We start from the raw sequence: 26,924 nt of genomic DNA, 5'->3' as shown, positions 1-26,924 counted from the left end.
GGAACAGATAGACGGGGACTTGCCGCCGCTCTCGTTGACGAAAAATCCCCATAAATGGGAACCGCTGGAAAAGGCGGAAAGCATCCTGGCTGCCTCCGGCTCGACCATCAAACACGATCAAAGCAATCGTGCCTTTTACCGGCCTTTGATGGATGAAATCCACCTCCCGCCCAAAGTGAATTTTGACGAACCGGGCAAGTATTACGCCACAGCGCTACATGAGCTTGGTCACTGGACAGGCCATGAATCCCGCCTGAATCGGGAAGGTGGACCGTTCGGCTCAGAACCTTACGCCAAGGAAGAGTTGCGGGCGGAAATCGCTTCATGGATGCTCGGACAAGACATAGGCGTCCGCCACGATCCTGATCAGCATGTGGCCTATGTCGCCTCCTGGATCAAAGCCCTTGAGGAAGACCCTTCTGAAATCATGCGGGCTTGCCGGGATGCCGAACAAATCAAGGAATACGTCCTGGGACTGGAACGGGACAAGGAACTTGGAGACGAGCGCGTCAAAACGCCGGAAGTCGAGCGGCCCGATACGCCGGAACCCATAGCGGCTATGGGAACGCCGGATGGGGCGCAGGAACAATCCGCGCCGTCACGTCCAGCCCCGGAAAAAACTTGGTTGTCTGTGCCATACCGCGAAAAGGAACAGGCCAAAAGCCTGGGCGCGAAATGGGATACCACGGAAAAAAGTTGGTATGCGCCAAAAGGGGCGGATTTAGCCAAACTGGCCGCATGGCTGCCGGAACATGCGCGGGGTAAAGCGCCGGAACCTGCTTCCCCGGAACCCGTGGCGGCAATGGGCGTACCGGAACCGGCGCGGAAAACGGCTGCGGAAAAAGTTTGGTTGGTTGTGCCGTTTCGGGAAAAGGAACAGGCCAAACGTCTGGGCGCAAAGTGGGACCGGTCGGAAAAATGTTGGTTCGCCCCGGAAGGCGCGGACCAGGGGGCGCTTTCTCGTTGGCTGCCGGAACCGGGTAAGAGTCCCGTGCGTGTGCCGGGGTTGTCGCCAGAAGCCGAATTTGCCCGGATGCTGGACGAGGCGGGCTTTGATATGCAGGGACGGGAACCCGTCATGGATGGAAAAATTCACCGCGTCCCGCTGCTCGGCAAACTGGCCAACCCCGGACGGGCTGACGGTGCCTATTGCGGCTATCTGGATCATCTCCCGGCCGGATGGGCACAAAACCATATTACCGGGGAAGTGTTGCACTGGTCAGCAACAGGCCATGTCATGACGCCGGAAGAATCGGCGGAACGGCGGGCGGCAATGGAGCAGCAACGGGAAGAGCGGGAACAGAGTATGCGGGAGTCTCGAAACGCGGTAGCGAAAGAATGCCGGGACTTGTGGGACAAACTGGAATCGGCTTCGCCGGATGCTCACTATCTCAAGGAAAAGGGAGTGCCGTCCTTTGGCCTGCGACAAGATCAAAATGGTTTTCTGGCGGTCCCTCTGCGGAATACTGCGGATGAGCTGCGCGGCTTTCAATCTATTTCGCCGGAAGGGGAAAAGCGTTTCAAAGTCGGCATGGAAAAAAAGGGAAATTTTCATACCATAGCGGCGGAAGGCAAAGACTTCTCGCAAGGGGAAATCCTGATCTGCGAAGGCTACGCCACGGGTGCAAGTTTGCACATGGCCACGGAAAAAACGGTGGCCGTGGCGTTGGATTCCGGCAACCTGGAACCCGTGGCCAAAGCCCTGCGGGAAAAATTCCCGCAAGCGCAAATCACCATTTGCGCGGATAACGATCACGCGCTCAAACGGAACGGCAAACCTTACAACGTGGGTATGGAAAAAGCCAAAGCCGCCGCCCTAGCCGTGGGCGGCAAAGTGGCGGCTCCGGTGTTCAATGAGGAGGAAAAGGCAAAAGGCTTGACGGATTTCAACGATCTGCACAAGTCGCGGGGGATTAAGGAAGTACAAAAACAAGTCGGCCTATCCCTTCTCCATGATCAGGGAAAGACACGGGAACTGTCTTTATGAACGTGCATTTTTCCAGCCGTAAAACCGATTGGGCAACACCTTGGACGCTTTTCCGGCAATGGGACACACTGCAAGGCCCATTCACGCTGGACGTGTGTGCCACAGCCGAAAATGCCAAATGTGGGCATTTCTTTTCCCCGAAAGACGACGGACTCTCTCAAAATTGGAGCGGTGTTTGCTGGATGAACCCGCCATATGGACGTGCTATTTCGCACTGGATCGCCAAAGCGGTTGTGGAGGTGAACACAGCCGGGGTCAGGCGTGTTGTTTGTCTTCTCCCCGCGCGGACAGATACCGCATGGTGGCATACCTTTGTTATTCCGCATGGCGCTGTGCGGTTTCTGCGGGGACGGATACGCTTCGAGGGCGCGGCACATCCCGCACCGTTTCCCAGTGCTATTGTCGTCTTTAATAACCCAAGCCTACAATTTCTGCGGGACACGCGCCCCAACCTCGCGCCGCCTGACGGCCTTTTAAGGAAAAGTCATGTGCGCGAAATTGTTGATTCTTGAGTCTCCCGGCAAGGTGAAAAAAGTACAGTCGTTCCTTGGCCCGGATTGGAAAGTGGTTGCTTCTGTCGGGCATGTCCGCGATCTGCCGGTCAAGGAAATGGGCGTGGCCGCACCGGATTTCAAGCCGCACTATCAGCCCACGGAGCGCGGGGCGGATGTGTTGAAACGGCTAGGGGCGCTGGCAAAACAGGCCGATGTTGTTTATCTGGCCACGGACCCGGATAGAGAAGGGGAAGCTATCGCGTGGCATGTGGCCGATGCCCTGAAACTGAAGGACGCAAAGCGCGTCACCTATGGAGAAATCACGGAAAGCGCGGTCAAGGCCGCTGTCCAGAGTCCCCGCGCCATTGATATGGCTTTGGTGGCCGCGCAAGAGGGGCGGCGCGTTCTGGATCGCTTTTGCGGGTATCTGGTGTCCGGCCCGCTCTCCCGCGCCGTGGGTACGCGCCTTTCTGCCGGGCGCGTCCAGAGTCCGGCCTTACGGTTGGTGGTCGAACGGGAACGGGCAATCACTTCCTTTGTGAGTGTCACGCATTACGGGGCGGAACTGAGCTTTGAGGGCTGGAAAGCGGCCTGGGTGGTCAAGTCGTGGATTGAGCCGGGACAAGAATATTTTCAGGATCAAGCCCTGGCAGAAAAAATGGCGGGCCTGCGCTCCTTGGAAATCCTGGACTGTGAAGAATCGGAAGCCCGCGTCGCGCCTCCGACTCCGTTCACAACGTCCAGCCTGCAACAGGCCGCCAGCAATGCCCTAAAATTCAAACCGAAACAAACTATGTCTCTGGCGCAAGCCCTCTATGAGCAAGGCCACATTACCTATATGCGGACGGATTCTCCTAATCTCTCGCAAGAGGCCGTAGCGGTGATCCGCGCCTATGCCGATGGGCAAGGCTGGCCGCTGCCGGACAAGCCGCGTACCTGGAAGGCCAAAGACGGGGCACAAGAGGCGCATGAGGCGATCCGGCCTACTCATATAGAAGAGGAAGACGCCGGGGAAACGGCCGATGAAAAAGCCCTATACCGGCTGATCCGCGTTCGCGCCCTGGCATCACAGTTGGCGGATTCCGTCTACGCCGTGCGCCTGCTCCGGCTATCTGCGGATGTGGACGGCAAACAAGCCACGTTTGAGGCCAAAGGCCGGACCCTACAGGAACAAGGGTGGAAAGTGCTTCTGGCTGCGGATGAGGCCACCAAAGACGACGCGGAAGACGAGCCGGACAATCCCGTCCCGGCGCTGCAATCCGGCGCACAGGTCACGGCGCTTTCCGGCCGTGTCCTGACGAAAAAGACAAAGCCGCCCACGCGCTACACGCTGGCGAGTCTGGTGCGGGAATTGGAAAATAGAGGAATAGGCCGTCCGTCTACGTTCGCGGCCATTTTGGACACTATCCAAACCCGTGAATACATCAAAGAAGAAAAACGCTATCTGGTGCCTACTCCCTTGGGGGTACAGGTGGTGGATGCCCTGGTGAATGCGTTTTCCTTCGTTGATTATGCGTTCACCAAAGAAATGGAACAGGCGCTTGATGATATTGCCAGCGGCAAGACGAAATATCAGCAAGTTGTCGCTACGGCTTTCAATCGGCTGATGGATGAGGTGACGCGCTTTGACTCAGCACATGCCGTGCTCTGCCCAGAGTGCCAAAGCCCCAAACTGCGGCATATAGTCAAAGAGGACACAAAAAATGTGCGCGGCTATGACTTCTTCGCCTGTCCCGACTGTGAAGCCACGTTTCCGAATGTGGACGGCAAGCCTGGCCCGAAACAGGATCGGAAAAAGCCGGAACTGTCGGAATACAAATGCGGGGAATGCGGCAAGCCTCTGATCCGTCGCATGGGGACGACCCAAAATGGTAAGCCGTATGATTTCTTCGGCTGCTCCGGCTTCCCGAAATGTAAAGCCAAGTATGAGGTGAAAGACAGCAAACCTGTATAATACCTAATTGTGGTTCCAGAATTTTTTTGGGGAATATCACCAAAAATTGATTTCCTATTCTTGACCTCCAATCTTTAGAAATTATTCTATAAAAATATCTATATTTGGAGGTATCTATGAACAAGAAAGTCTCTAGTGAAGAAATGGCCAGTTTAGCATCGGAAGTTTTGCGAGACAAAGGAGCGTCCAAAGTTCAGAAAACTCTCGCCGGTTCTGTTCTGTCACAAGCTGCAAGTGGAAAAGAAACAGGCGCAGATATGGAAGCATTGGCCTCTAGGGTGCTTCAAAGTGACAAGTATGCCGACACCACGCAATCCTTAGCAGGGTCAGTCCTTTCTCAATCGAATAAAAATCGCTGACCGTCAGAAAGGCCCGCGCTCCCTAACGGAACGCGGGCCTTTCCGTCAATCAATGGCGGCGTAAATCTTCCCGGCTTCGGGGTGGCAATCAATATACTCCATCAAATCATAATACCGATCCGCCAGACTCGGCACACGTTCCGCCATATGGGACAAAGTGAACAGCGTCACGACGATTCCCGCCGCGTCGGCGGACATTTCCTCATTAAAATAGTTGCCCTCGCAGACTATGCGAACCGGCGTAGCCGTTTCCGGGGCCATATAAAAACCGCCGTTGCTGAGTTCGTAAAACTGCCAGAATACGCCGTCATAATTCGGGCAAAGCCGCCGCATCCAGTTATACACATGAGATTCAAACATCAGAAACGCTCGGGCGCAATGCTTGGGGAAAAAATCTACGCGGTCTTCTTCGGTTACCATATTCGCGGTGATGATGTTCTGAGTTTCCTTTGCGCCACTCCTGGGAGTTTTTCCCTTTGGAGTTGACCACCTTTATGGCGGTGCTCCGTAGGGCTTTCACAAGCAAGTGAAGCTCCCACGGGTAACCGCTCCAAAACACGGCAACGCGAAAACAAGAAAGCACAGGGGAAAGGCCCGTGCCAGAATGAGCGGGAATGACCGTCCGGCGCGGAAGCGAGTACGGGCGGAACGCCCGGCGAAGCTGCACAAGACGGAAGGGAAAGAAAGCTAACGATGGCGCAGGCCTTGCGCGTTCACGCGCACCCCTGTCGGTAAAAGTGGCCCGCTTTCCGACAGGGAATGCGGGCCACTTTCATAAGCTACAGTTCAAAGGTGGCGATGAATGCCATAATGGCCTTGTCCACCGTAAGTGCGGCCACAATAAGCGCCTTATGCTTCCGCGTTGACGGATTCGACAGGTCGGGGACGCGGACTTTTTCAAGCTCCGCCTCTGTCATAGCATACATCAAGCTGACAAGTTCTTTGGCTTTTTCTTCAAATTCCCGGATCGACCGCTGTTCGGCAGAGTTCATAATTTCTCTCCCATGAGTTTCGGCAGTCCGCTGGCTTACCCTCGATCCGGCCGGTAGGCATACTCCGGGTTGACTGTCAGATTGCAGCCGTCGCTGAAAGCGCTGTAAATCTTCCGAACATCAACCAGGGTTGTGCGTCGAAGATGTACGTCCTCAGTTTGCCATTGTTCCGTGATTCGCGGGCAACAGCCCGGCCCGGCCGGGAAAGAGTCCCCGCGCTCTTCACAAACGAGCGCCCGATTTATGAAGAAATTCCTCTTAATTTATTGGCTATTTGGCATTTTTACCAAATATACTTTCTAAAAAAAGTGAAACAGAGAACTATTCCACTGTCTTCTTGTCCTGAATTATGCAACATAAGTCAAGCCGGGTAAGACAGCTTTTGCCATATATACGATATAGCATATCTAATTAATGCAACTACATTCTTATACTCAATCCCTGTTTTCCGTTTGCCGTACAAGACAATGGCGAAATTGAGCAATGATGGTTTTCAATCTTGACAAGAGAAATTCAAGTGGCTATTTTGCTGAAAAGCCAAGGATGAAAACATGGACCGGTACAAAAAGTATATCTCGGAACAAGCCAAGATTTTTAAGGCGCTTGGTCATCCGAGCCGCCTGCTCATGGTGGATGCCCTGCGAGACGGTGAAAAGTGCGTCTGCGATCTGCAAGCTCTGGTAGGGGACGATATGTCCACTGTTTCCAAGCATCTCTCCGTACTCCGGGAAGCGGGGGTGGTTTTCACTGAAAAAAGAGGGACAAACATCTATTACCGCCTTGCTCTCTGTTGTCTGGACACCTTTCTGTCCTGCACCGGAGAAATCGTGGAAAAGCGTGTCCTTTCGCAAATGGACATGCTGAACAAAGGGTAATTTTTTTACTCGTAATATTGGCAATTTTGCCAATAAAGAAAATTTAAGAGGCTAGCAAGATGTCAAAATGCTGTGCGGGCGTACCAGAAGAAAAACAGGTTTTACCTCCCTCGGTTCAGTGCGCTTGTCAAAAGTCCGAAGCGCCGCAATCCCCTTCCATCCCGTCGCAAGTGAACAAGACGCGATATTTCGGGATCGGCATTGCTGCTCTGGTGCTGTGGAGTGCGGTCTATTCCGTCATTGTGCCGCTTTCGCAATGGCTGACCTATGATCTTTTTTCCATCGACAAAGGCACTCCATTGGGGGATTCCGTCGAGTTCTTTTTCTATGACACGGCAAAGATTCTCTTGTTGCTCGTTCTTATGGTTTACGTCATCGGCTGGCTGCGGGCCGCGATGCACGTTGAACGGGTCCGGGACTATTTGGCGGGAAAAGGCCGGGGAATCGGCTACTTTTTAGGCGCGGGCTTCGGGGCTATCACGCCGTTCTGTTCCTGTTCCAGCATTCCTTTGTTCCTGGGGTTCACCACGGCCCGTATTCCCTTGGGCATAACTATGTCCTTTCTCATCACCTCGCCGTTAATCAATGAAATCGCCGTGGTCCTGCTGTGGGGACTGCTGGGTTGGAAGTTTACGATCATTTATGTGGTGGTGGGCATGTTTGCGGGCATTGTGGGCGGGATCATCATGGACGCGCTCCGTGCGGAACGTTGGCTGCAACCCTTTTTGCTGGACGCCATGAAGAATGCGTCCACCAGAGAAGCCGCTGTGGAAGCGGGCGAAGCTCCCAAGATGGGCCTCATGGAACGCCATGCGTTCGCCTACTCTGAAACGAGCAGTATTTTCAAAAAGGTCTGGCTGTGGGTCATCATCGGCGTGGGCCTTGGCGCGTTACTTCATGGCTATGTGCCGCAGGAATGGTTCACGGAAAACCTGGGAGCCGGTCAATGGTGGTCCGTCCCGGTGGCCGTGGCTATCGGCATTCCGCTGTATACCAATGTCACGGGTATTATTCCGATTATGGAAAGCCTGCTGCTCAAGGGACTGCCTCTGGGCACGACGCTGGCCTTCTGCATGAGCACGGTAGCGGCGAGTCTGCCGGAAGTGCTCATGCTCAAACAGGTCATGCGCTGGAAGCTTTTGGCCCTCTTCTTGGGCATGTTGCTGGTTATATTCACGGTAGTGGGCTGGCTGTTCAATATCCTCCAAACACAAATCTTTTAGCCGAAAGAGGGTCGTCATGTTGATCAAAGTTCTCGGTCCCGGTTGCGCCAAGTGCAAAGAAGCGGAAAACGTCGTCAATGCCGCCGTGCAGGATGCGGGAAGTGCCGCCACGGTTGAAAAGGTCACGGACCTGAAAGAAATGATGGCGCTCGGCGTTATGTCCACGCCCGCCGTGGTCATCGACAACAACGTCATGTGTACTGGCCGTGTGCCTTCCAAGTCCGAAGTCATGGGTTGGATCGCTACGCCGGACGCTCATGCTTCCGCTCATTCGACTTCCACCGGCTGCTGTTGCGGCGGCAAGTGCTAACCGTGAACGGGGCGGTGTACCCGCCCCGTTATTGCCATTGGAGGGGAGTATGAGCCAATCCACCTTACAAAAGTTATCTTTTCTGGATCGCTATCTGACGCTGTGGATATTTTTCGCCATGTTTATAGGTGTGATGCTCGGATGGGCCGCGCCGGGCGTCAGAAGTGTGATCAACTTTTTCCAGGTCGGCACCACAAACATTCCTATCGCTATCGGGCTTATCGTCATGATGTACCCGCCCTTGGCGAAGGTGAAATATGAAGAACTCGGCAAGGTTTTCAGAAATAAAAAAATTCTTCTGCTGTCTTTGACGCAAAACTGGATCATCGGTCCCGCTCTTATGTTTCTGCTGGCCGTGACGTTTCTTTCCGGTCATCAGGAATATATGATAGGGCTTATCCTCATCGGGCTGGCCCGTTGCATAGCAATGGTGATTATCTGGAACGACCTTGCGGGCGGGGACCGTGAATACTGCGCCGGTTTGGTGGCGTTCAATTCCATTTTTCAGGTGCTGTTCTTCTCTGTGTACGCTTATGTATTCATTACAGTGTTGCCCGGATGGCTCGGCATGTCAGGCGCTGTAGTGGATATAAGCATGGGGCAGATAGCCGAGAGCGTTTTTATTTATCTCGGCATTCCGTTCCTGGGCGGGATTCTTTCCCGGCTTTATGGACTTAAGGTCAAGGGACTGGACTGGTACGAAAATATTTTTATCCCCCGCGTCAGCCCGTGGGCGTTACGCGCGTTGCTGTTCACCATTCTGGTGATGTTCTCCCTCAAAGGGGATTACATTGTGCAACTGCCGTTTGACGTGCTCCGGGTGGCCATTCCGTTGCTCGTGTATTTCATTTTCATGTTTCTGTTATCCTTTTATCTTTCCTGGAAGGCCGGAGCCAATTACGAACAGTCGGCAACACTCTCTTTTACAGCGGCTTCCAACAATTTCGAGCTTGCCATTGCCGTGGCTATCGCGGTGTTCGGCTTGAACTCCGGGCAGGCGTTTGTGGCCGTTATCGGCCCGCTGGTGGAAGTGCCGGTGCTGATCGGGCTGGTCAATGTGTCCTTATGGATCAAAAGACGCTGGTATGCGTCATAGGAAGCAATGACGATGGATAGTACCCAAAAAGAAGAAATGCGGGCGAAAGTCCGCCAAGGTTATGCCGGTATCGCTTTGGGTTCCACGCAATCATGTTGTGGAAGTGGGCAAGGCTGTTGCTCAAGCGCCAATGCGGGAACCTTGGCCGCAAGTCTGGGATATTCGGAAGACGACATTAACGACTTGCCGGAAGGCGTCAATATGGGCCTTTCCTGCGGCAATCCCTTGGCCCTGGCCTCTCTGAAAGAAGGGGACGTGGTTCTGGACCTGGGATCGGGCGGCGGCTTCGATGTGTTTCAGGCAGGCCCGCGAGTCGGGAAATCCGGCCGGGTCATCGGCGTGGATATGACGGCGGAAATGCTTCACAAGGCGCGGAACGCCTGCGTATGGTATCGGGAACATTCCGGTCTTGATAACGTCGAGTTTCGCTTGGGTGAAATCGAACATTTGCCGGTGGCCGACAACTCCGTGGATGTGGTTCTGTCAAATTGCGTAATCAACCTTTCCCCCGACAAGCCGCAAGTCTGGAAGGAAATTTTCCGTGTGTTGCGGTCCGGCGGCAAGGTTTCCGTATCTGATATTGTGCTGCTGGAAGAACTCTCGGAAAACGTGATGGATTCCGTTGCGGCCCTGGTCGGTTGCATATCCGGGGCCATTCTCTTGGAAGAAACGAAAAACATTCTTAAGGAATGCGGCTTTATTCATATCTCTTTGGATAAGAAGTCCGGCTACATCGAAGCTATGGAATCGGGCGACGATCCTCTGTACGCGAAAATCCGTCAATCGCTTCCCCCGGAAAAGACGCTCCACGATGTTATGACCAGCGCCATCGTTTCCGCGCAAAAACCATAGCCTGTTTGAAGTTGCACGATGCTCTTCTGTATCATTTTCATCCAACCGACACAGAGATGGTTAAAAATGATACAGAAGGGTGAAACATAAATATAATATTTTAAGCATGTTATAGTGGCATATATATTGCTATATTGCCAAATAACAAATAATAGACTTTATCTACGGAGTCATCATGAAGACAATTCTTTTCCTCTGCACGGGTAATTCCTGTCGCAGTCAAATGGCCGAAGGCTGGACGCGGAAGCTGTGGCCACAATTGCAAGTTCACTCGGCGGGGTCTGCTCCGGCCCGTGAAGTGGACTACTTGGCCGTACAGGCTATGGCGGAAAAGGGGATAATGATTTCCACGTACCTCCCCAAAAGTCTCCTGGATTTGCCGCCCGTCGATTTTGATCTGGTCGTTACGCTCTGCGGAGACGCGGCGGAAAATTGCCCTTATTTTCCCGGTGGAGCAAAAATTGAGCATCACGGATTTGACGATCCGCCAAGACTGGCGAAAAACGCCAAAACCGAGGAAGAGGCTTTGACATACTACCGACGAGTACGTGATGAGATAGCCGACTTTGTGGGCAACCTTCCCCAAGCCCACCCTGAATTATTTTCAGAACAAGCCTAGCCGGTTTTGTTCTGCCCTAACTTTTTAAAACACTCTAGCACTTTATCAGGAGCAACCATGTTCAAGCGTTCGCTGTTGTTTTCCACTTTTGTCCTCATGTTGTCTTTTTCCGCCGCCTATGCCGCGCCGGAACAAATTCCTGTTCCCAATACGGTGACAATGCTTGATTTAGGGGCAAAAAGCTGTGTTCCATGCAAAATGATGGCTCCTGTTCTGGAAAAAGTCGGCAAATACTATGAAGGCAAAGCCTCCATATTGTTTGTTGATGTTTGGGAAAATACAAACATGAAATCTGAATACGGGATACAAGCCATACCGACACAAATTTTCTATGACAAAAAAGGAAATGAGCGGGAACGCCATACAGGTTTCTTAGATGAGGCGAGTATAAAAACAAAAATTGATGCTCTGCTTGCAGAATAAACTGTTTAGGCAGGCACACAGGGAAAAGCTACGCAAGTTGCTTTTCCCATATTTATTCTCTCACGCTTTACCTGGGGCAAATACGTGTTTAACCAGTTTTTACTGACCATCAATATGTGGATGACTGATACCTTTGCGCTAGCGGTTCTCGGTTGCTTTCTATGGGGTATGGTCAGCGTATTGTTCAGTCCGTGTCATCTGGCCTCCATCCCGCTCATGGTGGGCTACGTGGCTGGCCAGGGGCACGAGATTCAAGGGAGAGAAGCGGCGGGATATGCTGGCGTGTTCAGCCTGGGGTTATTCCTCTCCATCGCCGTGGTGGGCGTGATCTGTTCGTTGCTCGGCCGCATGTTGGGGGATATTTCCCCCTTATGGGGGGTGCCGGTGGGGGTCTTGCTGGTCTGGCTCGGCCTAGACCTCATGGGCGTTGCCAAGTGCCGCCTGCCGGGCAAGACCCTGAGCGGATTCACCATGCGGGGGTATCGGGGGGCCTTTATCCTGGGTGGTTCCTACGGCATTTTATCCGGGGCATGCACATTCGGCTTCATCGCGCCCATTCTGGCCATTATCACCGTACAACAGAGAGTTGTCGAAGGGATAGCCTTGATCCTGTTTTTCGCTTTGGGGCATTGCCTGCCCATTGTTCTGGCGGGAAGTTCCGTGGCGCTGAGTCAGCGGCTTGTGGAAGCCAAAGGAATGCGTCTTGCGACTCAATGGGGGAGAAAGCTGGCCGGACTGCTGGTGATCGGCATCGGTCTGTATTTCGCCGTCTCTCCATTCATAGTCTGAGAGACTTTTCTATGCGGGAACTCGGCGGATGTTTTCTTACCGTCCGCCACGTTCCCGCGCTCTTTCTTTTCCGAGAGAAAAACCGTTTTCCTCCATGACAATGCGTAGCCCCCATTTGCTTTGAGCGTAGCGTTTTGCCGCTTCCCGCGCCGTCGCGTCCCCTGCGGAAAACAGCACCGTCTTACCCGTATCGCGCACGGTGCCCCCGGTGGGAATGGTGAAAATCACCACGCCTTTTCCATCTACCCGGCATGTGATTCCGTCGAACATGCAGGGGGTGTTTTCTCCATGCCGCTGGCGCTCCTCCGCTACAAGCCGTTCCATACGCAGCGCGGCCAACAGGCGCGTCTTGCCTTTGCCGCTCACGCCCGGCGCTTCTTGCGCGTTCCTTTCCCTGGTTGCAAACTGCGCCCGTAGGGAGGCAACATCCGGGGGCCGCTGTTCTCTTTCCGGCTCGGCCCCTCCTGCGTGTGAACGCAACATGGACAGAGCCGTTTCGTTGCCCTGTTCCGTCTTCCATTGTAAAAAAGCGGTCCATGACGCATAGGGAATCTCCCGACGAACCTCCTGCCGGGGCTCCTGAAACGACAGCCGGGCGTTCGCCTTTTCCTCGGCTTCGCGTTTGCGGGCAATGGCGATCAGATTGCGCCGGTTGCGCTTGGCGATGTTCAGCCGGTCAAGCTCATTCCGCTTTACTTCCCATTTGCGACGGATGGCGTCCAGAGTCGCATCCTCCTTTTCTTTCAGCGTTTGCAGACAGGCTATGCGGTTTTCAATTCCCCGCTTGTACTCTTGGAACAATTCTCCCCGGTGCGGTCCCCGGCAGAGTGTTGCGGCTTCATAGCGGTCCTGCCCGGTGAAGCGTTCCGGTGCCAGGGGCGGAACGAACGGCCCGAACCGGCTTTGCAATTTTTTCAGGGAAAACCCCTTGGCCACGTCGCTGGCCTTGGCCGCTCTGTTAGCGTTTTTGCTGTGACGGTCCCGAACAATCAGGCCATTGGCGCGGGGCCGGATTTCCAGTCCGTAACGGGCAAAAGCGGCATGGACTTCCTCCCATGTTCCGGCTCCGGCAAGGGCCGCTTGCAGGTCCTCCGCATGGCTCTTGGCATAGGACACGAAAGATTGCTGGCCGCTGTGCGCTTCCATCGCGGCGGCTTTGTCATTGATCCGGTCCTTTCCGAGTTGCTCCCGGCCGTTGTCAATATGCAGGCCGTATTCACGTTCCAGTTCCCGGCATAGCTTGTCCCGTATCCAGTAATCGCGGAACTCTTTGTGTACGGTGTACGTGCCCGGATGGATCATATTGTAGGCGACGTGCATATGGATATTGGCGGTATCCCGATGTACGCCGCAATGCCGTTGGTGCTCGGCATACCCCAAGGCGGCGGCAAAACGCCGCTCTATGTCCTGAAAGACTTCGGGCGCAAGTCGAGTCTCGTCTTCGGGCCGGAAGCTCACAAGCAAGTGATAGGTCTTCGCGCCCTGGGCGCGGGTGTTGCAATCTTGAACATCCGCCACTTCCGCGACGCCTTCCGCGTAATCTTCACCGCCAAGACAGCCCGCGCACCACGCCATAAGACATTTTTCCCCACCATGCCCAGCGTCGGCAATGTACGCGGCAAGACGGGGATAGCGATCATGCGTCGGGTTTATGGGGATGCGTCGGCTGATCATCTTTCAATCCTGGCGATAGCCGCTTGCAGTTCCCGCTGCCGGGCGTCAAGTTCATGTAAAAGCCGGTGAACCGTGCTCCTGTCCGCGCCGCTGGCCAACGCCTGTTTAATCAGGCCGCCAAGCCGCGCCAGCTCACCTTTCAAGCGCCGGAGTTCCAGCCGGGCTTCCTGGTGTTCCAGACTTGGCACGGAAAAGCCAAGGCATACCCGTTTGCTGAACGTCGAAAGAGACAATCCGGCCTTGCGGGCGCTGGCCAGAACAACGTCGTATTCCTCCGGCGTCAGATAGGTTTTGAGCGCCAGTTTTTTGCTCGGCATGAAAACGCTCCTTGCCCGTGGGTGAACCAGGTTCCGACCGGGACGCATAATAACGGTACACGCGCCACGCATAGCGCCTGCCGCGTTCGGCGTCCGGTGAATGGTATTTGCCCACGGCCCGCCAATTGTAGCCGTGGCGGGCAATCTCCTGGGCCAGTATCCAGGTTCCCCACTTCTTGTTTATGTCCGGGTTCAACAATGACGCGGGAGAAATACCGTAGCGGCGTATCCACCAACGGTTGATCTGCATCAGCCCCACGTCATAGGAAGCGCCCGCCCGTTCTGCCGCCGTTATGATGTGCTCTGCCTCCTCCCGACTGACCGGATAAAAATCACGTCCCGCCACGTTCACAGCCCACGGATTCAGGCTTGATTCCTGACGGGCCACGGATTCCACCAGACGGGCGGGGATATGGGTGCCCTCATCCGGGGGCAAAGCCGCATCCGCGCCGCTGGCCGGAGAAACCGCCAGAAGCAAACGGAGAATCCCGGCGCAAAGCGCCATGCCTTTTTTCATTGAAGTTCTGCCTTGTTTTGTGTTGAGCCGAAGGCGAATAAGCACAGCCCCGCAGGGCAGGACGGGAAGAGAACCGCCGCAAGGTGGGCCTACTTCCCTTGTCCTGCCCTCCAAAGCGGATACAGCATAGCACAAGGAAAGATGCCGTGAGATATGGAACGGCGCAATTTCCCTTCTTTTATTATGCGATATGACAGTTTCATTCGGCATATTAGAGAGTGATGATAACTATAGTAAGAGTTCAAATGATGTACTTTGCATCATCATGGAATATTATTCTGTGAAAACAGAAAAAGCGGCCGGGAAATGAAATCACCCGTCTTCATGGTCGCCGCTGTCAGTCCTCGGCGGCTGGACCATTCCCATGCGGCGCAAAATATCCCCGGTAGCTGTCGGCCCTTGTTGTCTGTTGTTTATTGTGCCGTCTTCATAGGCTTGGGGCATGGGATCAAAATCCGGTTTCCGTTGCAGAATACTTTCCAGATAACCGCCCGGATTCTGCGGCTGTCTGTCCTCCAGGTGGCTTACAATATGCCGCGCCCTGTCTGACCCCGGCATGATCCCATGCCGACGAAACACGCCCGCCACTTGGTAGGACAGACTCGCTCCCGGCGGTGTATTTTTGTCTTTTTTTCTTCTGTTATCTGTCTCTGTCTGTGCTCCAAAGTGACTCCCGACCAGCTCAGGAGTCACTTTGGAGTTTTGGCGCACTCTCCTTGTCCATTCATCTTGTAATTGCAAAAGGATAGATGCTTTTACCAGTAGCCGGAACCGCACATTTTCTGTCTGAATAATTGTGTGCTGTTGTAGAATTTCGATCAGTTTTTGAAATTTCTGACTTGAAACACCGCATACATATTTCCATTCCTGCAAGGAAAGGCATAATTCCGGCTCCCCGTTGCCGTCCCACGCTTCCGCTATGCGTTCCAGCAAAAGCCACGCCGCGCCGTACCCTGCCGGACCGAGTATGTCCCTCAGTTCCAGCATGGCGGCGTGGCGCGAAAAAGTGCTTGGATGTTTAATCCAACGCACGGCGGGGCCTATCTATCCTCGGCGGCGTATTCGGGATCGCTCAACTTCTTCACCAGAGCGGCAATGTCCTCGGCCTTCCATGCGGTTGTGCGGGGGCCAAGTTTTACGGGTTTTGGAAAGCGGCCAGTCTTGCAGCCTTCCCACCATGCGCTTTTACTGATGGGAACCACTTCAAGCACCTGCCAGAGCCGCATAAATCCAGTATGAGGGATTACTGTAGACATAAAAACACCTCCGTAAAATAGTGTTTACGGAGGTGTAGCACGGTCTTTTTGCGAAACGTGAGGAAATTACTTCCTGTTTTCAGCAAAAAACATTTTTTTATAGTCTATATGACGATTTTTATCTGTTACTGTCCTGTGCCCCAGTGTTTTCCCGCAATTCATCCAGATAATCCGCCCATTCCTGCATCATTTTCACACGCTCTTCCCAATACAGTGCGCGATTATACGCGCGGCGAACGCTGTTTCCATCCACATGAGCCAATTGGGCTTCTATAACATCAGGAGCCCACCCGCGTTCATTGAGAAGCGTCGAGGCCATAGCCCGAAAACCGTGTCCGCACATTTCGCCCTGAGCATAGCCCAAACGGCGGAGAGCGGCGTTGACCGTGTTGTCCGACATGGGACGGGCCGCGCTTCTCATGCTCGGAAAGAGGAAGCGGCCGCGTCCAGTGAGAGGAAACAAGGCTTCAAGAATGCTCATACTCTGGCTGGCAAGGGGAACACGATGTTCCCGCCGCATTTTCATTTTTTCGGGGGGGATTATCCAAATCTTCCCGGCAAGGTCAAACTCCGTCCATTCCGCTTGCCTGAGTTCTCCGGGCCGCACAAATACGAGAGGGGCAAGACGAAGGGCGGCTTTGACGACTTCGGAACCCGTATAGCCTTCCAGAGAGCGGAGGAGCCCCCCGACTTCGGAGGGGGTGACGATGGCGGGCATGTTTTTTGATATGGCCGGGGCCAACGCGCCTTTGAGGTCGGCCGTGGCGTCTCGCTCGGCCCGTCCGGTGGCCACGGCGTACCGGCATACGCAACCGCACTCCTGAAGAACGCGATGCGCCGTTTCAATCGCGCCGCGCTCCTCAATTTTGCGGAGCGGCAACAGGATTTGAGGCGCGGTCAGAATGCCGATATGAATTTTACCGATATATGGGAACATATTCTGCTCAAGGCGTAACAGCACTCGTTCCCCGTGCTTGGGCGTCCACTTGCTTTTATTGCGCTCGAACCATTCACGGGCAATGGCCTCGAAAGAATCCCCGCCGCCTGTCTGGGCTGCCGCCACGGCTTTCTTCATCTGGCCGGGGTCAATCCCTTGCTCAAGGGATGCTTTCGCCTTCTGCGCTTTCTCCCGCGCCTCTTTCAAGCCAATCTGGGGGTAACGTCCTATGGTCAGTGTTTGTTCTTTACCCCCAAAGCGGTACTTGAGCCTCCATGTTTTCCCGCCAGCAGGGGAGACGGCAAGATACAATCCGCCGCCGTCAAAAAGTTTCAGATTTTTATCTGTTGGGGGTAAAGCCCGGATTTTGGCGTCTGACAAGGGCATAATGGCCTCCGAAGTTGGGGGTAAAACTTTCTCGCGCTTTCAATTTACCCCCATTTTTACCCCCATTCGTGTTTGATGACAACGGATGTTCACGGACTTCCAAGGACACCAAAAAGGCCATAAATCCTTTGTGTTATTAGGATTTACGGCCTTCTTTGGACTGACTTGGACAGTAAAAAAAGTTTATAATGGTGGAGGCGGGGGGAATCGAACCCCCGTCCGCGAATACTCCACGCGAAGCATCTACAGGCTTAGGCCAGGATTAAATCTCGCCGCGCTGGTGGCCCCTGACCAAGCGCAACGCGGCAAGCCCGCCGGTGACAGTCTCACGGAAAACCCCGGCGAGCGCCGGTTTCCGCCAGCCTGATAAATGTCGCCGCTCGGGATTATCAGGCGTGGTCCCGAGCAGCGCGACCGGCTATGCGGTCAGTTGCCTCGCTGACTAGGCAGCGTAAGCGTAGTCGTAATCGTTGTTGGCAATTACTGTGTTGCCGCTTTTTTACGAGGCCAGCGGCGCCTCGGCCTGCCGCTCCGGCTTCCACATCCACGTCGAAACCAGTGCGCCCCCATATTCGGGTAGGTAAATAGAATAAGCCGCTTGCGCTCGCTTGGCAAGCTCAGCGGACATAAAAATGCGAAAGCGGGCCCTTGAGACACATATGATAGCGGCTGAACAAGGGGTTGTCGGCCTCCTGTTCCGGTTCCCGCAAGGCGGTGTGGGCCTGACAGGCCACTTCCACGCCATGCGAGAGCAGGGCCAGCCGGGCCAGTTCCTGAAAGCGGCGTTGCAAGGCGGGCTTGCGGGAAATGAGTTCACAGACTTTTTCCGCATCGTTGTCGCTGCCTTCAACCACCAGGCGGCCCTCCGGCGAGAGGTAAAGATGCAGGCGTTCTTCCAGCTCCAGCTTCCCGGCGTCCAGTTGCCCGTGCAACAGGGCCATGAATGATTCCTGCAGGCTGTCCAAATGCGCCTCCAGGGCTTGCGAAAGTTCACGGCCATCCCGGCTCAGGCTTTGCAGGGCGTGGGATGCTCTGCCCCCCAGCGACAGCGGCGCAACATCGCCGGAATCGGACTCCACAGCCGCCGCAACCGAGGCGGAAACGCCGGACTGCATATGGACCATGCTGGTGAGGTGGTTCTGACTGTCGGTATTCACGAACTCCTCCAGTGGAGTGATTTCTCCGGCATACAATGCTCTTGGATGTCCCCGGCTGTTTGCACGAACATCCACGGCTATTTTTTCCCTTGCGTCTGCTTACCCCGCACTTAAGCAAAATAGGTGCCAGCACGGCTTGAGCTTTCCATCGCCCTTAAAAGTCTAGAGAAATTTAAGAGAGGCGGCCCAGCCTATGGGAAAAGCAGGGCTATGCCGTATGCGTTCCCGGTTCCGACGGCGCGTTTTTGACGACTTTTCCACGGGAGATTTCAGTCCGAGAGCGACGGAAGACCGGCAGTGCGGCAAAATTTGCCAGTGGCTGTGTGTGGGGAAGGGAGCGAAAAAGAAAAGCAGTGGAACAGCGGAATCAGGCTTCCAAACTGCGCGCCAGGGCTTCACCCTGAGGGCCGCCGCCCGCCATCCGGGCCAATTCCTCATGCCGGGCCGGGCCGTCAAGCGGCGAGCAAAGCGTAAAGGTGGCATCCTCGCGGACCACTTTACTGATCTGAAAATGTTTGCGCGCCCGCGCGGCCAGTTGGGGCCAGTGGGTGATCAGCAACATCTGGCGCTGTTCGGCCAGGGCATTGAGCTTTTCCGCCAGCTTGTTCAAGGTCAGGCCGCCCACACCGGCGTCCACCTCATCAAAGATATATGTGGCGCTTTCCGCGTCCCGGCGCACGCTGGTGAGGGCCAGCAAAAAGCGTGACAGTTCGCCGCCCGAAGCGATGCGGTCCAAGGGCTGTGGAGGCTGGCCCGGATTGGGGGCCCAGAGAATGCGTACCCGTTCATCCGCGACGCCCGGCCAGAGTTCCTGCGGCACAAAATCGGGAATCACCCGCACCTGTTCGGAAAAGCCCAGATCGCGCAACTGGTCTTCCAGGTTATGGGCAAAAGAGCTTGCGGCTTCCCGGCGTACAGGCCGGATACGTTCCACCACGGCCGCCAGTTTTTCCGCCAGCGCGGCTTCTTCCTTGGCAAGGCGCGAGAGGTCCAGCGCACAGACGTCCAGAAAAGAGAGGTTCTCTTCGATTTCTCCGCGCAGGGCAAGGATTTCCGGCAGGCTGCGCCGCAGCTTGCGCTTAAGCTGGGCCAAAGCAAAGAGGCGTTCCTCCACCTTGTCCATGTCCATTTCCTCATCGGGCAGGGGAGGGCGGCGCAAATGATTGCCCAGGTGCACCAATTGCTGACGCAGAGCGGCAACAGCCTCGGCCTCCGGCGCCAGAACCGCGTCGTCCCGGCTCATGGTATGGATGAGGCGTTCAAAGCGCCCGAGCATATCCAGCAGGCCCGGCCCGTCCTCCCCGTGCAGCAGAGTCAGGGCGTTTTCATAATTCTCCCGCAAATGCTCCTGCGCGCGGACTTGAGCACGCAGCTCTTCAAGATGTTCTTCCTCGCCTTCTTCAGGCGATACTTTATCTATCTCCTGTTGCTGCATTTCCAGCAAGTCACGTCTGTCGGCCAGGCTGGCCTGTTTTGCCGACAGGACATTGCGCCGGGCTGAAACCTCCTGCAACTGGCGGAGCAGGGCGTCACGCTCCTCCAGGAGTTCAGGCCGGGGAAAGGCGCTCTCCATCAGTTTGGCCTGAAAAGCGGGCTGCAAAAGTTGCTGCTGGCCGTGCTGGCTGGTGTGCGCCACCAGACGCGCGCGCAGATCACGCAGGCTTTCCTGCGAACTCAGGGCGTCGTTGATGTATAAGCGGCTGCGGCCGCTCTCGGCCAGCAGTTCACGCCGCAATACCAGATCCTGATCGCCAAGGGTGAACAGGGCCTCCACCTGGGCCCGTTGCGCGCCGGGGCGCACCATTTCGGCGCTCAGCCTGTCGCCCAGCAGAAAGCCCAGAGCCTTGAGGATAAAACTTTTACCCGCGCCGGTTTCGCCGGTAAGCACGTTCATGCCCGGTGAAAAGTCCAGCTCCATATCTTCGATCAGGGCCAGATTGCGGATGCGCAGATATTCCAGCATAGTTGCTTACAACTTCAAGCGATAGATTAAAGATATGCCGCTCTTCAGGCCGCACAGACCTATGCCGCCGCATTCATACTAACAAAACAGGCTGTCCAAGGCAAAAGAGCTATTGCTTGAGACGCGGGTCCAGCAGGTCGCGCAGGCTTTCACCCAGAAGATTATAACCGAGTACTGTGATCAGAATGGCCAGGCCCGGATAGACCGAGAGCCAGGGCGCGTTTTCAATGACGGTTTTGCCTTCCATGAGCATATTGCCCCAGCTGGCCGTGGGCGGCTGTACGCCCAATCCCAGAAAACTCAGGCTCGACTCCACCAGAATGGCCCCGGCCACGCCCAGAGTAGCGGTGATCAGCACCGGCGCGAGGGCGTTGGGCAGGATATGGCGGAATAAAATCCGCCGGGTGGGGCTGCCCGCAAGGCGGGCGGCGGCCACGAATTCGCGCTCGCGCAGACTGAGGGCTTCAGCGCGCACCAGGCGGGTTACGCCCATCCAGGAGGTCAGGCCGATGACCACCATGATATTGGTAAGGTCGGGCTCCAGAAAGGCAATGACCGCCAGGATCAGGAAAAAGGAGGGGAAGCAGAGCATGATGTCCACCAGGCGCATGATGGCTTCATCCACCCAACGCCGGAAATAGCCGCTGATCAGACCCAGTACCGTACCGATGCTGATGGAGATGCCCACGGCCACAAAGCCCACCCAGAGGGACACGCGCCCCCCGTAGAGCAAACGGGAAAAGACATCCCGCCCCAGACGGTCGGTGCCCAGCCAGAAACGGGAGGAGGGCGGTTCCAGAATGTTGTCCAGATGCTGGGCCGTGGGCGGATAGGGCGCGATCAGCGGGGCGCAGAGGGCCGCCAGAGACATGAACAGCACAATGCCCAGGCCCAGGGTAAGCATGAGGTTGCGCCCGAGCAAGCGCTTTACGGCGGCGGGCAGCATCAGTTCTGCTCCCCGGAGGCGCGGATTCGCGGGTCGGCCAGGCTGTAACAGACGTCGGCCAGCAGATTGCCGGCCAGGGTGAGCACTGCGCCCAGCACCAGATTGCCCATGATCATGGTATAGTCGCGGGCCATGACCGCCGAGTAAAAGAGCTGTCCCAGGCCGGGCAGGGCGAAAATGGATTCAATGATCACACTGCCGCCGATGAGCCCCGGCACGGAAAGGCCCAGCAGGGTGATGACCGGCAGCAGGGCGTTGCGCAGGGCGTGCCGCCGGATAATCAGGCTCAGCGGCAAACCTTTGGCCTTGGCCGTGAGGATGTAATCCTGGCGCAGCACTTCCAGCATGCAGGCGCGCATATAGCGCGACATGCCGGCCAGGCCGCCGATGGTGTAGACCAGAATGGGCAGCGCCAGATGCCGGGCCAGATCACAGAGCTTCCCCCATGGGCTCAGTCCGGCGTAATCCATCGACGTCAGGCCGGAAATGGGCAGCCACTGAAGATCTATGCCGAAGAACATCATCAGCAGCAGGGCCAGCCAGAAGGAGGGCATGGCGAAACCCAGAAAGACCAGCACGGTCACGCTGCGGTCCAGCAAGGAGTTACGCTTGCAGGCCGAGAGGATGCCCACGGGAATGGCGATGATCAGGGTCAGCACCAGGGAAATCACATTCATGGACACGGTCAGGGGCAAGCGCTCCAGAATTTTGTCCAGCACGGGCCGCGCGTCCGCGGACATGGAATTGCCGAAATCAAAATGCAGCAGACGCAGCAACCAGTCCCCGTACTGCACATAGAGGGGGCGATCCAGGCCGTAGAGCGCTTCCAGCCGTTGGCGCGCCGCTTCGCCCGCCAGGGGGTTCAAGGTGGTTTCCATGTCCGTCGGCGATCCGGGAGCCAGATGGATGACCCAGAAGGAGATCAGGGTGATGCCCCAGAGCACCAGCAACATCCAGAGGGTTTTTCTGGCGGCTCTCAGGGCAATGGCCGCGATGCGGTCCCGACGGCTGCGGGCAGGGGAGGGGGACTGACTCATGGGAGGGAAAGGGGGCTTACTCCGTCCGCGTCAGCCACTGGCGCATATCCGCCACTTCCTTGTGCTACTCCGGCGAAAGGCGCAGCTTGAGAAAGCGGGCATACAGGGAGTCCAGCAGGCCGACGCAGACCTCCATCAGATAAAATTTTTCCAGCAGCAGCGCGTCGGGGTCGTCATCGCTGTCGCCCTTGTCCAGTTTGGGCGTCTTGAGGCTGCCCAGGCCGAAATCCTCGGCCTTGAGTGTGAGCTGAAAAGCCAGTTCTTCTTTTTCCAGACGGATCAGCGCCCGGCTGACCTTCTTGCCCGTGCCCAAACCAAAGCGCGCCTCGCGCAGGGGCGAAAGCGAACCGGAAACCGAGGCGGTTTCCTTGGCTTCGCCTTCACCACCCTGGACTACGATGCGCTGCTCCATGGAAACAGCAAAAGGCGCGCCTTCGCTGTCCGTGAAGGCGCCGGGCGCGGTGTCGCTCTGGTACCAGAGCCAGGTCAGAAATTCCTGCCCCAGAATGCTGTCGGTGGATTCGCCGGAAATGGGCATATTCATTATAGAGGTCTCCCTGCTAGGCAAGCGGCGCGAATTGGGTTGCTTCAAGCTGATCCAGACGGATGAGGTTTTCCTCGTCCAGCATGGCGGCCGCCAGGTTATACGGCGTCAGTTGTTCCAGATGCAACTCAAAGGTTTTCAGGAATTCCTCCATGAAGAGGTCGATCATCTTGTTCTGGGTTGAGGCGAACCAGACTTCATTTTTGTCCGTGGCCCAGAGCACGTTAAATTCACCCGGCACCGGCAGAAAACGCTGACGCAGGCGCAGCATGACCTGTTCTTTAAGCTCTTTTTTGCGCTCACGGGAGATAAAGGTCTTGTTCTGTTCGCGCATACGCTCTTTCTCCTGGCGCAGGGCCAGGGCCAGATGCTTTTTCACCACGCCCGCCGGGATGCGCCGCGTGTCCAGGCGCAGGGAAAAGACGATATAGGCTCCTTTCTGGGGCGGTGCGGCGGCCCATTCCGAATCCAGCATATCCTCAAAACTGACCCAGCCCTGAGCCTGCATTTCGGGGATGTCGTCAATGTCGCGAAAGGCGAATTGCTTGAGCTTGTCCGGGATCTGTTGCCAGAGCTCGGAGGACACGGGGTCCAGAATACGGAACCGGGTAAAACTGCAGGTGCTGTTGGCAAAGCCCATGAAAACTCCTTGGGATTGGAACGCAAGACCGGTTTGTATTGTACGTCAGAGCCGCCTTGTCGGCAAGTCCCGGTCCGAATATCCCGGCGGTGCGGATGCAAGCGATCTGCACCTTCAAATGAAGCGGAGACGAGAGAGCCCTTCCCGGGAGCGGCATGGATGGAGATAAATGTCCCATAATGATAATTATGTAAACTTTTGATTCCCAAGCGGCGAATCAGGGAACCCGCTTGACGCGGCCCCTCTCTTCCAGCACGATGCCCGCACACAGCCCGCAGGAGCTCTTCATGCCCGGAAAATCAAGGCCTCACACCGTCGCATCCACACGGCGCCCGTCACAGGCGCAGCGCACGCATGCAGCCGACAAGGCTGCTGATGTTTGCCGTGCCGCAAACACGCCGCCGGAAAGTCCAGTCCAGGACAACGCGACAAACGGCGTGCGCCTGAACAAGGCCATTGCCGCCGCCGGTCTGTGCTCGCGGCGTAAGGCCGACGAGCTTATTCTTGCGGGTCAGGTACAGGTCAACGGGGCTCTGGAGGAAAATCCGGCCCGGCATGTGCTGCCCGGTGATCGCATCGCGGTCAACGGCCGGGAGCTCTCCGCCGCTCAGGAATATTACTATCTGTTGCTGCACAAGCCCGTACAGACCGTCTGCACGGTTAATGATCCCGAGGGACGGCCCACGGTCATGGCATATCTGCCGCCCGAGGCGCGGCATCTGCGGCTCTATCCCGTGGGCCGCCTGGATTATTTTTCAGAAGGTCTGCTGCTGTTGACCAATGACGGCGAACTGGCCCAGCGGCTTACTCATCCCCGGCATCACCAGCCCAAGACCTATGAAGTGCTGATTCGCGGATCTGTGCCGGAAACGGCTTTGGCGGTCATGCGCCGGGGCATGCGCCTGGACGAAGGCCAAGCTTTGCTGCCGGTGGATGTGGAAGCAAAAACAGCTGAGAACGGCAATGCCCTGTTGCGCATGGTATTGCGCCAGGGCGTCAACCGACAGATACGGCGCATGTGCCGGGATCTGGGCCTGACTATTCTGCGCCTGCGCCGCGTGGCCCAAGGGCCGTTGGCTTTGGGCGGCCTTAAACCGGGCGCTGCCAGGGCATTGACCCCCGGAGAAGTGGCCGGTCTCAGGCAAAGCGTCGGCTTGCCGTCCCACGTCCAACGCCCTGCTCCAGGGCAATTTAATACTTGAAATGCTCGTTTACGGCGGGCAAAGGCCGCCTGCCCGCATTTCGCGCGGCAAGGATTTTCTGTAGTAAATCCTTGCAGGGCAGTTCGCGCATGCAATGCGTCAATTGCCCTATTGTCGGACGCATTGCGCAATGCCGATGACCCAAAGCGCCGAGAGGACCAGATGGATATGGAAAAGGCGCGGCCTCTTGGCACTGAAGCTCAGTCCCATCCCCACGAGATACCAGAGAACCTCTCCGGCCATGCAGCTCACATAGGCCGCACGCGAATGATACCACGGCAGGCCGCTGACAGCCTCACTGCCGAACAGCCACTGGTATTGCGGATCGTGGAATGCATTCCGGATTCAGGCCCATGATGCAGAAAAAGGCGCAGACAGCGGCCCACAAAACGCGCGGAAACATCCCGATACGCAAGTTGCTGTGGCAGACCCGCCCGCCCCCGTTTTTCACCATGCCCTACCCTTCCTTTTTCAGCAGGCGTTCCAAAAAGTCGATGGCGTCCTTTTGCAGGGCGCAGAGCTGGGCTTCGCCTTTGAAACTTTCAGTATAAACCTTGCAGATGGCTTCCGTACCAGAAGGGCGCACGGCAAACCAGCCGTCTTCGCTGCTGACTTTGACACCGCCGATGGGCGCGTCATTGCCGGGCGCGCGGGTCAGCACACGGGTCACCGGCGAGCCCCCCAAGGTTTTCAGATGCACGCTTTCCGGCGTCAAAGCTTTGAGCAGCGTACGGGTGCGGTCGTCGGCGGGCGCGTCCAGACGCTGATAGACCGGGGCGCCGAGCTTTTCGGTCAGCTTTTGGTAGATTTCACTGGGAGATGCCTGTTCCTTGGCCATGATCTCAGCGGCCAGCAGACACATCAAGGGACCGTCCTTGTCCGTGCTCCAGGGTGAGCCGTCAAAACAGAGGAAGGAAGCTCCGGCGCTCTCCTCGCAGCCCAAGCCGCACCGCCCGCTGAGCAGATAGGGCACAAACCACTTGAAGCCCACGGGCACTTCCACCACCGGCCGCCCCAGCTCCTTCCCCACTCTGTCCAGCATGGCGCTGGTCACCAGGGTTTTGCCGATGCCGCAATCCTTTGGCCAGCCCGTACGGGTACGGAAAAGATGCCAAGCCGCCACAGTCAAATAGTGATTGGGGTTCATCAGTTCCTGGCGGGTCACAATGCCGTGGCGGTCGGAATCCGGATCGCAGGCAAAGGCAAGGTCAAAGTCGTCGCGCATCTCCAGCAGACGACTCATGGCATAAGGCGAGGAACAATCCATGCGGATCAGGCCGTCTTTGTCGCAGGGCACAAAACGGAAGGTGGGGTCCACCTCCTTGTTGACCACGGTCAGGTCCAGGCCATAGGTTTCGGCAATAGGTTCCCAAAGCGGCAGGCTGGCCCCGCCCAGAGGATCAACGCCCAGCTTAAGGCCGGAAGCGGCAATGGCCTCCATGTCCAGCACCTTGGGCAGATCTTCCACATAGGCGCGGGTGAAGTCGTACTCCTCCACCAGGGAGGATCTCTGCGCCGCGCGCAAATGCACGAGTTGGACGTTGCGGTTGCCGCTGTCCAGATAGGCGTTGGCGCTTTTTTCAATCCAGGCCGTGACCTCGGTTTCGGCCGGGCCGCCGTGCGGAGGATTGTACTTGAAGCCGCCGTCGCGCGGCGGATTGTGGGACGGGGTGATAATAATGCCGTCGGCCAGACCGCTGCTCCGCCCGGCGTTCCAGCGCAAGATGGCATGCGAGACGGCGGGGGTTGCGGTAAACTCGCCGTTTCCGGCGATGCGCACACTCACGCCGTTGGCCACCAGCACTTCCAGGGCCGAGCGGAAGGCCGCTTCGGACAGGGCGTGCGTATCTCCGCCCAGAAACAGCGGGCCGTCAATGCCCTTGGCTTTGCGGTAGTCGCAGACGGCCTGGGTGATGGCGTAAATATGCTCTTCGTTGAAGGTATGCAGCACCGATGAGCCACGATGCCCGGAAGTGCCGAACGACACGCGCTGAGCCGGGATCTTGGGATTGGGAAATTCGGTGTAATAGGCGCTCATCAGCGCGGGGATGCATTCCAGCTTTTCAGGTGCGGGCAAATGCCCCGCGTCGCAATGGACAACAGCCATAGAGGACCTCCGGCAAGATACGTTATCTCTACGCCGGAACGAGGCTCTCCGCAATCCTTGGGCAGGCGCTCAAGCTGTTCTTGTATTTTTTGCTCACGGATAAAAGGAACCCCCCGGCATAGCCGGGGGTTCTTCATATGCGCCTGTAAGGCTTTCTTACCAGCTGCGCCCTAGGTTCAGGACTCGTTAATTGCCAACCATTTTATATCAGTGTATTTATAACGCCCGAGGTAAGTCATGAGCACACTGTTTTATCTTTCCACCGGG

Annotated in this window: 27 protein-coding genes and 1 other RNA gene; 13 read left to right on the top strand and 15 right to left on the bottom strand. The window is 56.4% G+C overall.

The annotated features are described in order from the left end of the window. The first annotated feature begins 19 nt into the window (after positions 1 to 19). The 4 genes from KH208_RS01065 to KH208_RS01050 all read left to right on the top strand — a co-directional run bounded on the left by KH208_RS01065 (position 20) and on the right by KH208_RS01050 (position 4,794). Complete coding sequence (locus tag KH208_RS01065) at positions 20 to 1,987, top strand: zincin-like metallopeptidase domain-containing protein (protein WP_291433093.1); 1,968 nt, start codon at positions 20 to 22, stop codon at positions 1,985 to 1,987. Next, positions 1,984 to 2,499 (top strand): DNA N-6-adenine-methyltransferase, encoded by a 516-nt coding sequence (locus KH208_RS01060; RefSeq protein WP_092155082.1) that lies wholly within the window; start codon positions 1,984 to 1,986, stop codon positions 2,497 to 2,499. Before KH208_RS01065 ends, KH208_RS01060 begins: the two co-directional genes overlap by 4 nt. Continuing rightward, positions 2,474 to 4,435: a type I DNA topoisomerase gene (topA, locus tag KH208_RS01055; RefSeq protein ID WP_227327198.1), complete on the top strand. Its 1,962-nt coding sequence runs from the start codon at positions 2,474 to 2,476 to the stop codon at positions 4,433 to 4,435. Before KH208_RS01060 ends, topA begins: the two co-directional genes overlap by 26 nt. A gap of 116 nt (positions 4,436 to 4,551) precedes the next feature. Next, the gene (locus KH208_RS01050; RefSeq protein WP_092155084.1) at positions 4,552 to 4,794 is read left to right on the top strand and encodes a hypothetical protein; all 243 of its coding nucleotides are present in this window, start codon (positions 4,552 to 4,554) and stop codon (positions 4,792 to 4,794) included. Between the two features lie 45 nt (positions 4,795 to 4,839). On the opposite strand, the gene KH208_RS01045 is transcribed toward KH208_RS01050, so the two are convergent. Then, positions 4,840 to 5,154, bottom strand: coding sequence for an antirestriction protein (locus KH208_RS01045; protein ID WP_092155086.1), 315 nt, complete (start codon positions 5,152 to 5,154; stop codon positions 4,840 to 4,842). A 419-nt stretch (positions 5,155 to 5,573) separates the two neighbouring features. Then, the gene (locus KH208_RS01040) at positions 5,574 to 5,786 is read right to left on the bottom strand and encodes a hypothetical protein (RefSeq protein WP_092155306.1); all 213 of its coding nucleotides are present in this window, start codon (positions 5,784 to 5,786) and stop codon (positions 5,574 to 5,576) included. A 551-nt stretch (positions 5,787 to 6,337) separates the two neighbouring features. Between KH208_RS01040 and KH208_RS01035 the strand changes: the two genes are divergently transcribed. The 8 genes from KH208_RS01035 (at position 6,338) to KH208_RS01000 (ending at position 11,973) form a co-directional block, all read left to right on the top strand. Then, positions 6,338 to 6,661, top strand: a complete 324-nt coding sequence (locus KH208_RS01035; protein WP_092155304.1) for a helix-turn-helix transcriptional regulator — start codon at positions 6,338 to 6,340, stop codon at positions 6,659 to 6,661. Positions 6,662 to 6,831: 170 nt separating this feature from the next. Further along, on the top strand, positions 6,832 to 7,884 hold the full coding sequence (locus KH208_RS01030; protein WP_227327197.1) for a permease: 1,053 nt from the start codon (positions 6,832 to 6,834) through the stop codon (positions 7,882 to 7,884). 16 nt (positions 7,885 to 7,900) lie between these two features. Further along, complete coding sequence (locus KH208_RS01025) at positions 7,901 to 8,194, top strand: thioredoxin family protein (RefSeq protein ID WP_092155300.1); 294 nt, start codon at positions 7,901 to 7,903, stop codon at positions 8,192 to 8,194. A gap of 49 nt (positions 8,195 to 8,243) precedes the next feature. Then, positions 8,244 to 9,290, top strand: coding sequence for an ACR3 family arsenite efflux transporter (gene arsB / locus KH208_RS01020; protein ID WP_092155298.1), 1,047 nt, complete (start codon positions 8,244 to 8,246; stop codon positions 9,288 to 9,290). Positions 9,291 to 9,302: 12 nt separating this feature from the next. Continuing rightward, on the top strand, positions 9,303 to 10,142 hold the full coding sequence (arsM, locus tag KH208_RS01015; RefSeq protein WP_291433083.1) for an arsenite methyltransferase: 840 nt from the start codon (positions 9,303 to 9,305) through the stop codon (positions 10,140 to 10,142). 175 nt (positions 10,143 to 10,317) lie between these two features. After that, a complete protein-coding gene (locus KH208_RS01010) occupies positions 10,318 to 10,761 on the top strand; it encodes an arsenate reductase ArsC (protein ID WP_092155294.1) in 444 nt (147 codons plus the stop codon). A gap of 57 nt (positions 10,762 to 10,818) precedes the next feature. Then, positions 10,819 to 11,184, top strand: a complete 366-nt coding sequence (locus KH208_RS01005; protein WP_291433080.1) for a co-chaperone YbbN — start codon at positions 10,819 to 10,821, stop codon at positions 11,182 to 11,184. Between the two features lie 84 nt (positions 11,185 to 11,268). After that, positions 11,269 to 11,973, top strand: coding sequence for a cytochrome c biogenesis protein CcdA (locus tag KH208_RS01000; RefSeq protein ID WP_092155290.1), 705 nt, complete (start codon positions 11,269 to 11,271; stop codon positions 11,971 to 11,973). A gap of 36 nt (positions 11,974 to 12,009) precedes the next feature. Here the strand turns inward: KH208_RS01000 and traI are convergent, their stop codons facing one another. From traI to rdgC, 12 genes are all read right to left on the bottom strand, one after another. Further along, complete coding sequence (traI, locus tag KH208_RS00995) at positions 12,010 to 13,647, bottom strand: TraI/MobA(P) family conjugative relaxase (protein WP_092155288.1); 1,638 nt, start codon at positions 13,645 to 13,647, stop codon at positions 12,010 to 12,012. Between the two features lie 132 nt (positions 13,648 to 13,779). Beyond that, a complete protein-coding gene (locus KH208_RS00990; protein WP_257243237.1) occupies positions 13,780 to 14,481 on the bottom strand; it encodes a lytic transglycosylase domain-containing protein in 702 nt (233 codons plus the stop codon). 312 nt (positions 14,482 to 14,793) lie between these two features. Then, positions 14,794 to 15,513 carry a hypothetical protein gene (locus KH208_RS00985; protein ID WP_227749068.1) on the bottom strand — a complete coding sequence of 240 codons (720 nt, stop codon included), beginning with the start codon at positions 15,511 to 15,513 and terminating at the stop codon, positions 14,794 to 14,796. An 8-nt stretch (positions 15,514 to 15,521) separates the two neighbouring features. After that, positions 15,522 to 15,737 carry an AlpA family transcriptional regulator gene (locus tag KH208_RS00980; protein ID WP_092155284.1) on the bottom strand — a complete coding sequence of 72 codons (216 nt, stop codon included), beginning with the start codon at positions 15,735 to 15,737 and terminating at the stop codon, positions 15,522 to 15,524. A 118-nt stretch (positions 15,738 to 15,855) separates the two neighbouring features. Then, positions 15,856 to 17,061 (bottom strand): integrase arm-type DNA-binding domain-containing protein, encoded by a 1,206-nt coding sequence (locus tag KH208_RS00975; RefSeq protein WP_270571077.1) that lies wholly within the window; start codon positions 17,059 to 17,061, stop codon positions 15,856 to 15,858. Between the two features lie 189 nt (positions 17,062 to 17,250). Then, positions 17,251 to 17,629, bottom strand: a transfer-messenger RNA (tmRNA) gene (gene ssrA / locus KH208_RS00970). Positions 17,630 to 17,678: 49 nt separating this feature from the next. Next, on the bottom strand, positions 17,679 to 18,218 hold the full coding sequence (locus KH208_RS00965; protein ID WP_020990507.1) for a hypothetical protein: 540 nt from the start codon (positions 18,216 to 18,218) through the stop codon (positions 17,679 to 17,681). A gap of 367 nt (positions 18,219 to 18,585) precedes the next feature. Further along, complete coding sequence (locus KH208_RS00960) at positions 18,586 to 20,181, bottom strand: AAA family ATPase (RefSeq protein ID WP_291433065.1); 1,596 nt, start codon at positions 20,179 to 20,181, stop codon at positions 18,586 to 18,588. Positions 20,182 to 20,290: 109 nt separating this feature from the next. Continuing rightward, entirely contained in the window at positions 20,291 to 21,127 is an 837-nt protein-coding gene (locus KH208_RS00955) for an ABC transporter permease (RefSeq protein ID WP_008684010.1), read from the bottom strand. Continuing rightward, positions 21,127 to 22,164: an ABC transporter permease gene (locus KH208_RS00950; RefSeq protein WP_291433058.1), complete on the bottom strand. Its 1,038-nt coding sequence runs from the start codon at positions 22,162 to 22,164 to the stop codon at positions 21,127 to 21,129. Before KH208_RS00950 ends, KH208_RS00955 begins: the two co-directional genes overlap by 1 nt. 64 nt (positions 22,165 to 22,228) lie before the next feature. Further along, positions 22,229 to 22,708 carry a hypothetical protein gene (locus KH208_RS00945; RefSeq protein WP_291433056.1) on the bottom strand — a complete coding sequence of 160 codons (480 nt, stop codon included), beginning with the start codon at positions 22,706 to 22,708 and terminating at the stop codon, positions 22,229 to 22,231. 16 nt (positions 22,709 to 22,724) lie between these two features. Then, the gene (gene rdgC / locus KH208_RS00940; RefSeq protein WP_291433054.1) at positions 22,725 to 23,348 is read right to left on the bottom strand and encodes a recombination-associated protein RdgC; all 624 of its coding nucleotides are present in this window, start codon (positions 23,346 to 23,348) and stop codon (positions 22,725 to 22,727) included. A 437-nt stretch (positions 23,349 to 23,785) separates the two neighbouring features. Between rdgC and KH208_RS00935 the strand changes: the two genes are divergently transcribed. Further along, positions 23,786 to 24,550: a pseudouridine synthase gene (locus tag KH208_RS00935; RefSeq protein ID WP_291433052.1), complete on the top strand. Its 765-nt coding sequence runs from the start codon at positions 23,786 to 23,788 to the stop codon at positions 24,548 to 24,550. Between the two features lie 457 nt (positions 24,551 to 25,007). Here the strand turns inward: KH208_RS00935 and KH208_RS00930 are convergent, their stop codons facing one another. Further along, positions 25,008 to 26,657: a phosphoglucomutase gene (locus KH208_RS00930; RefSeq protein ID WP_291433050.1), complete on the bottom strand. Its 1,650-nt coding sequence runs from the start codon at positions 26,655 to 26,657 to the stop codon at positions 25,008 to 25,010. Between the last annotated feature and the right edge of the window lie 267 nt (positions 26,658 to 26,924).

The sequence above is a fragment of the Desulfovibrio sp. genome (genome assembly GCF_018379785.1).
In the GTDB taxonomy this organism is placed as follows: domain Bacteria; phylum Desulfobacterota; class Desulfovibrionia; order Desulfovibrionales; family Desulfovibrionaceae; genus Desulfovibrio.
This window is presented reverse-complemented; position numbering and strand designations above follow the sequence as displayed.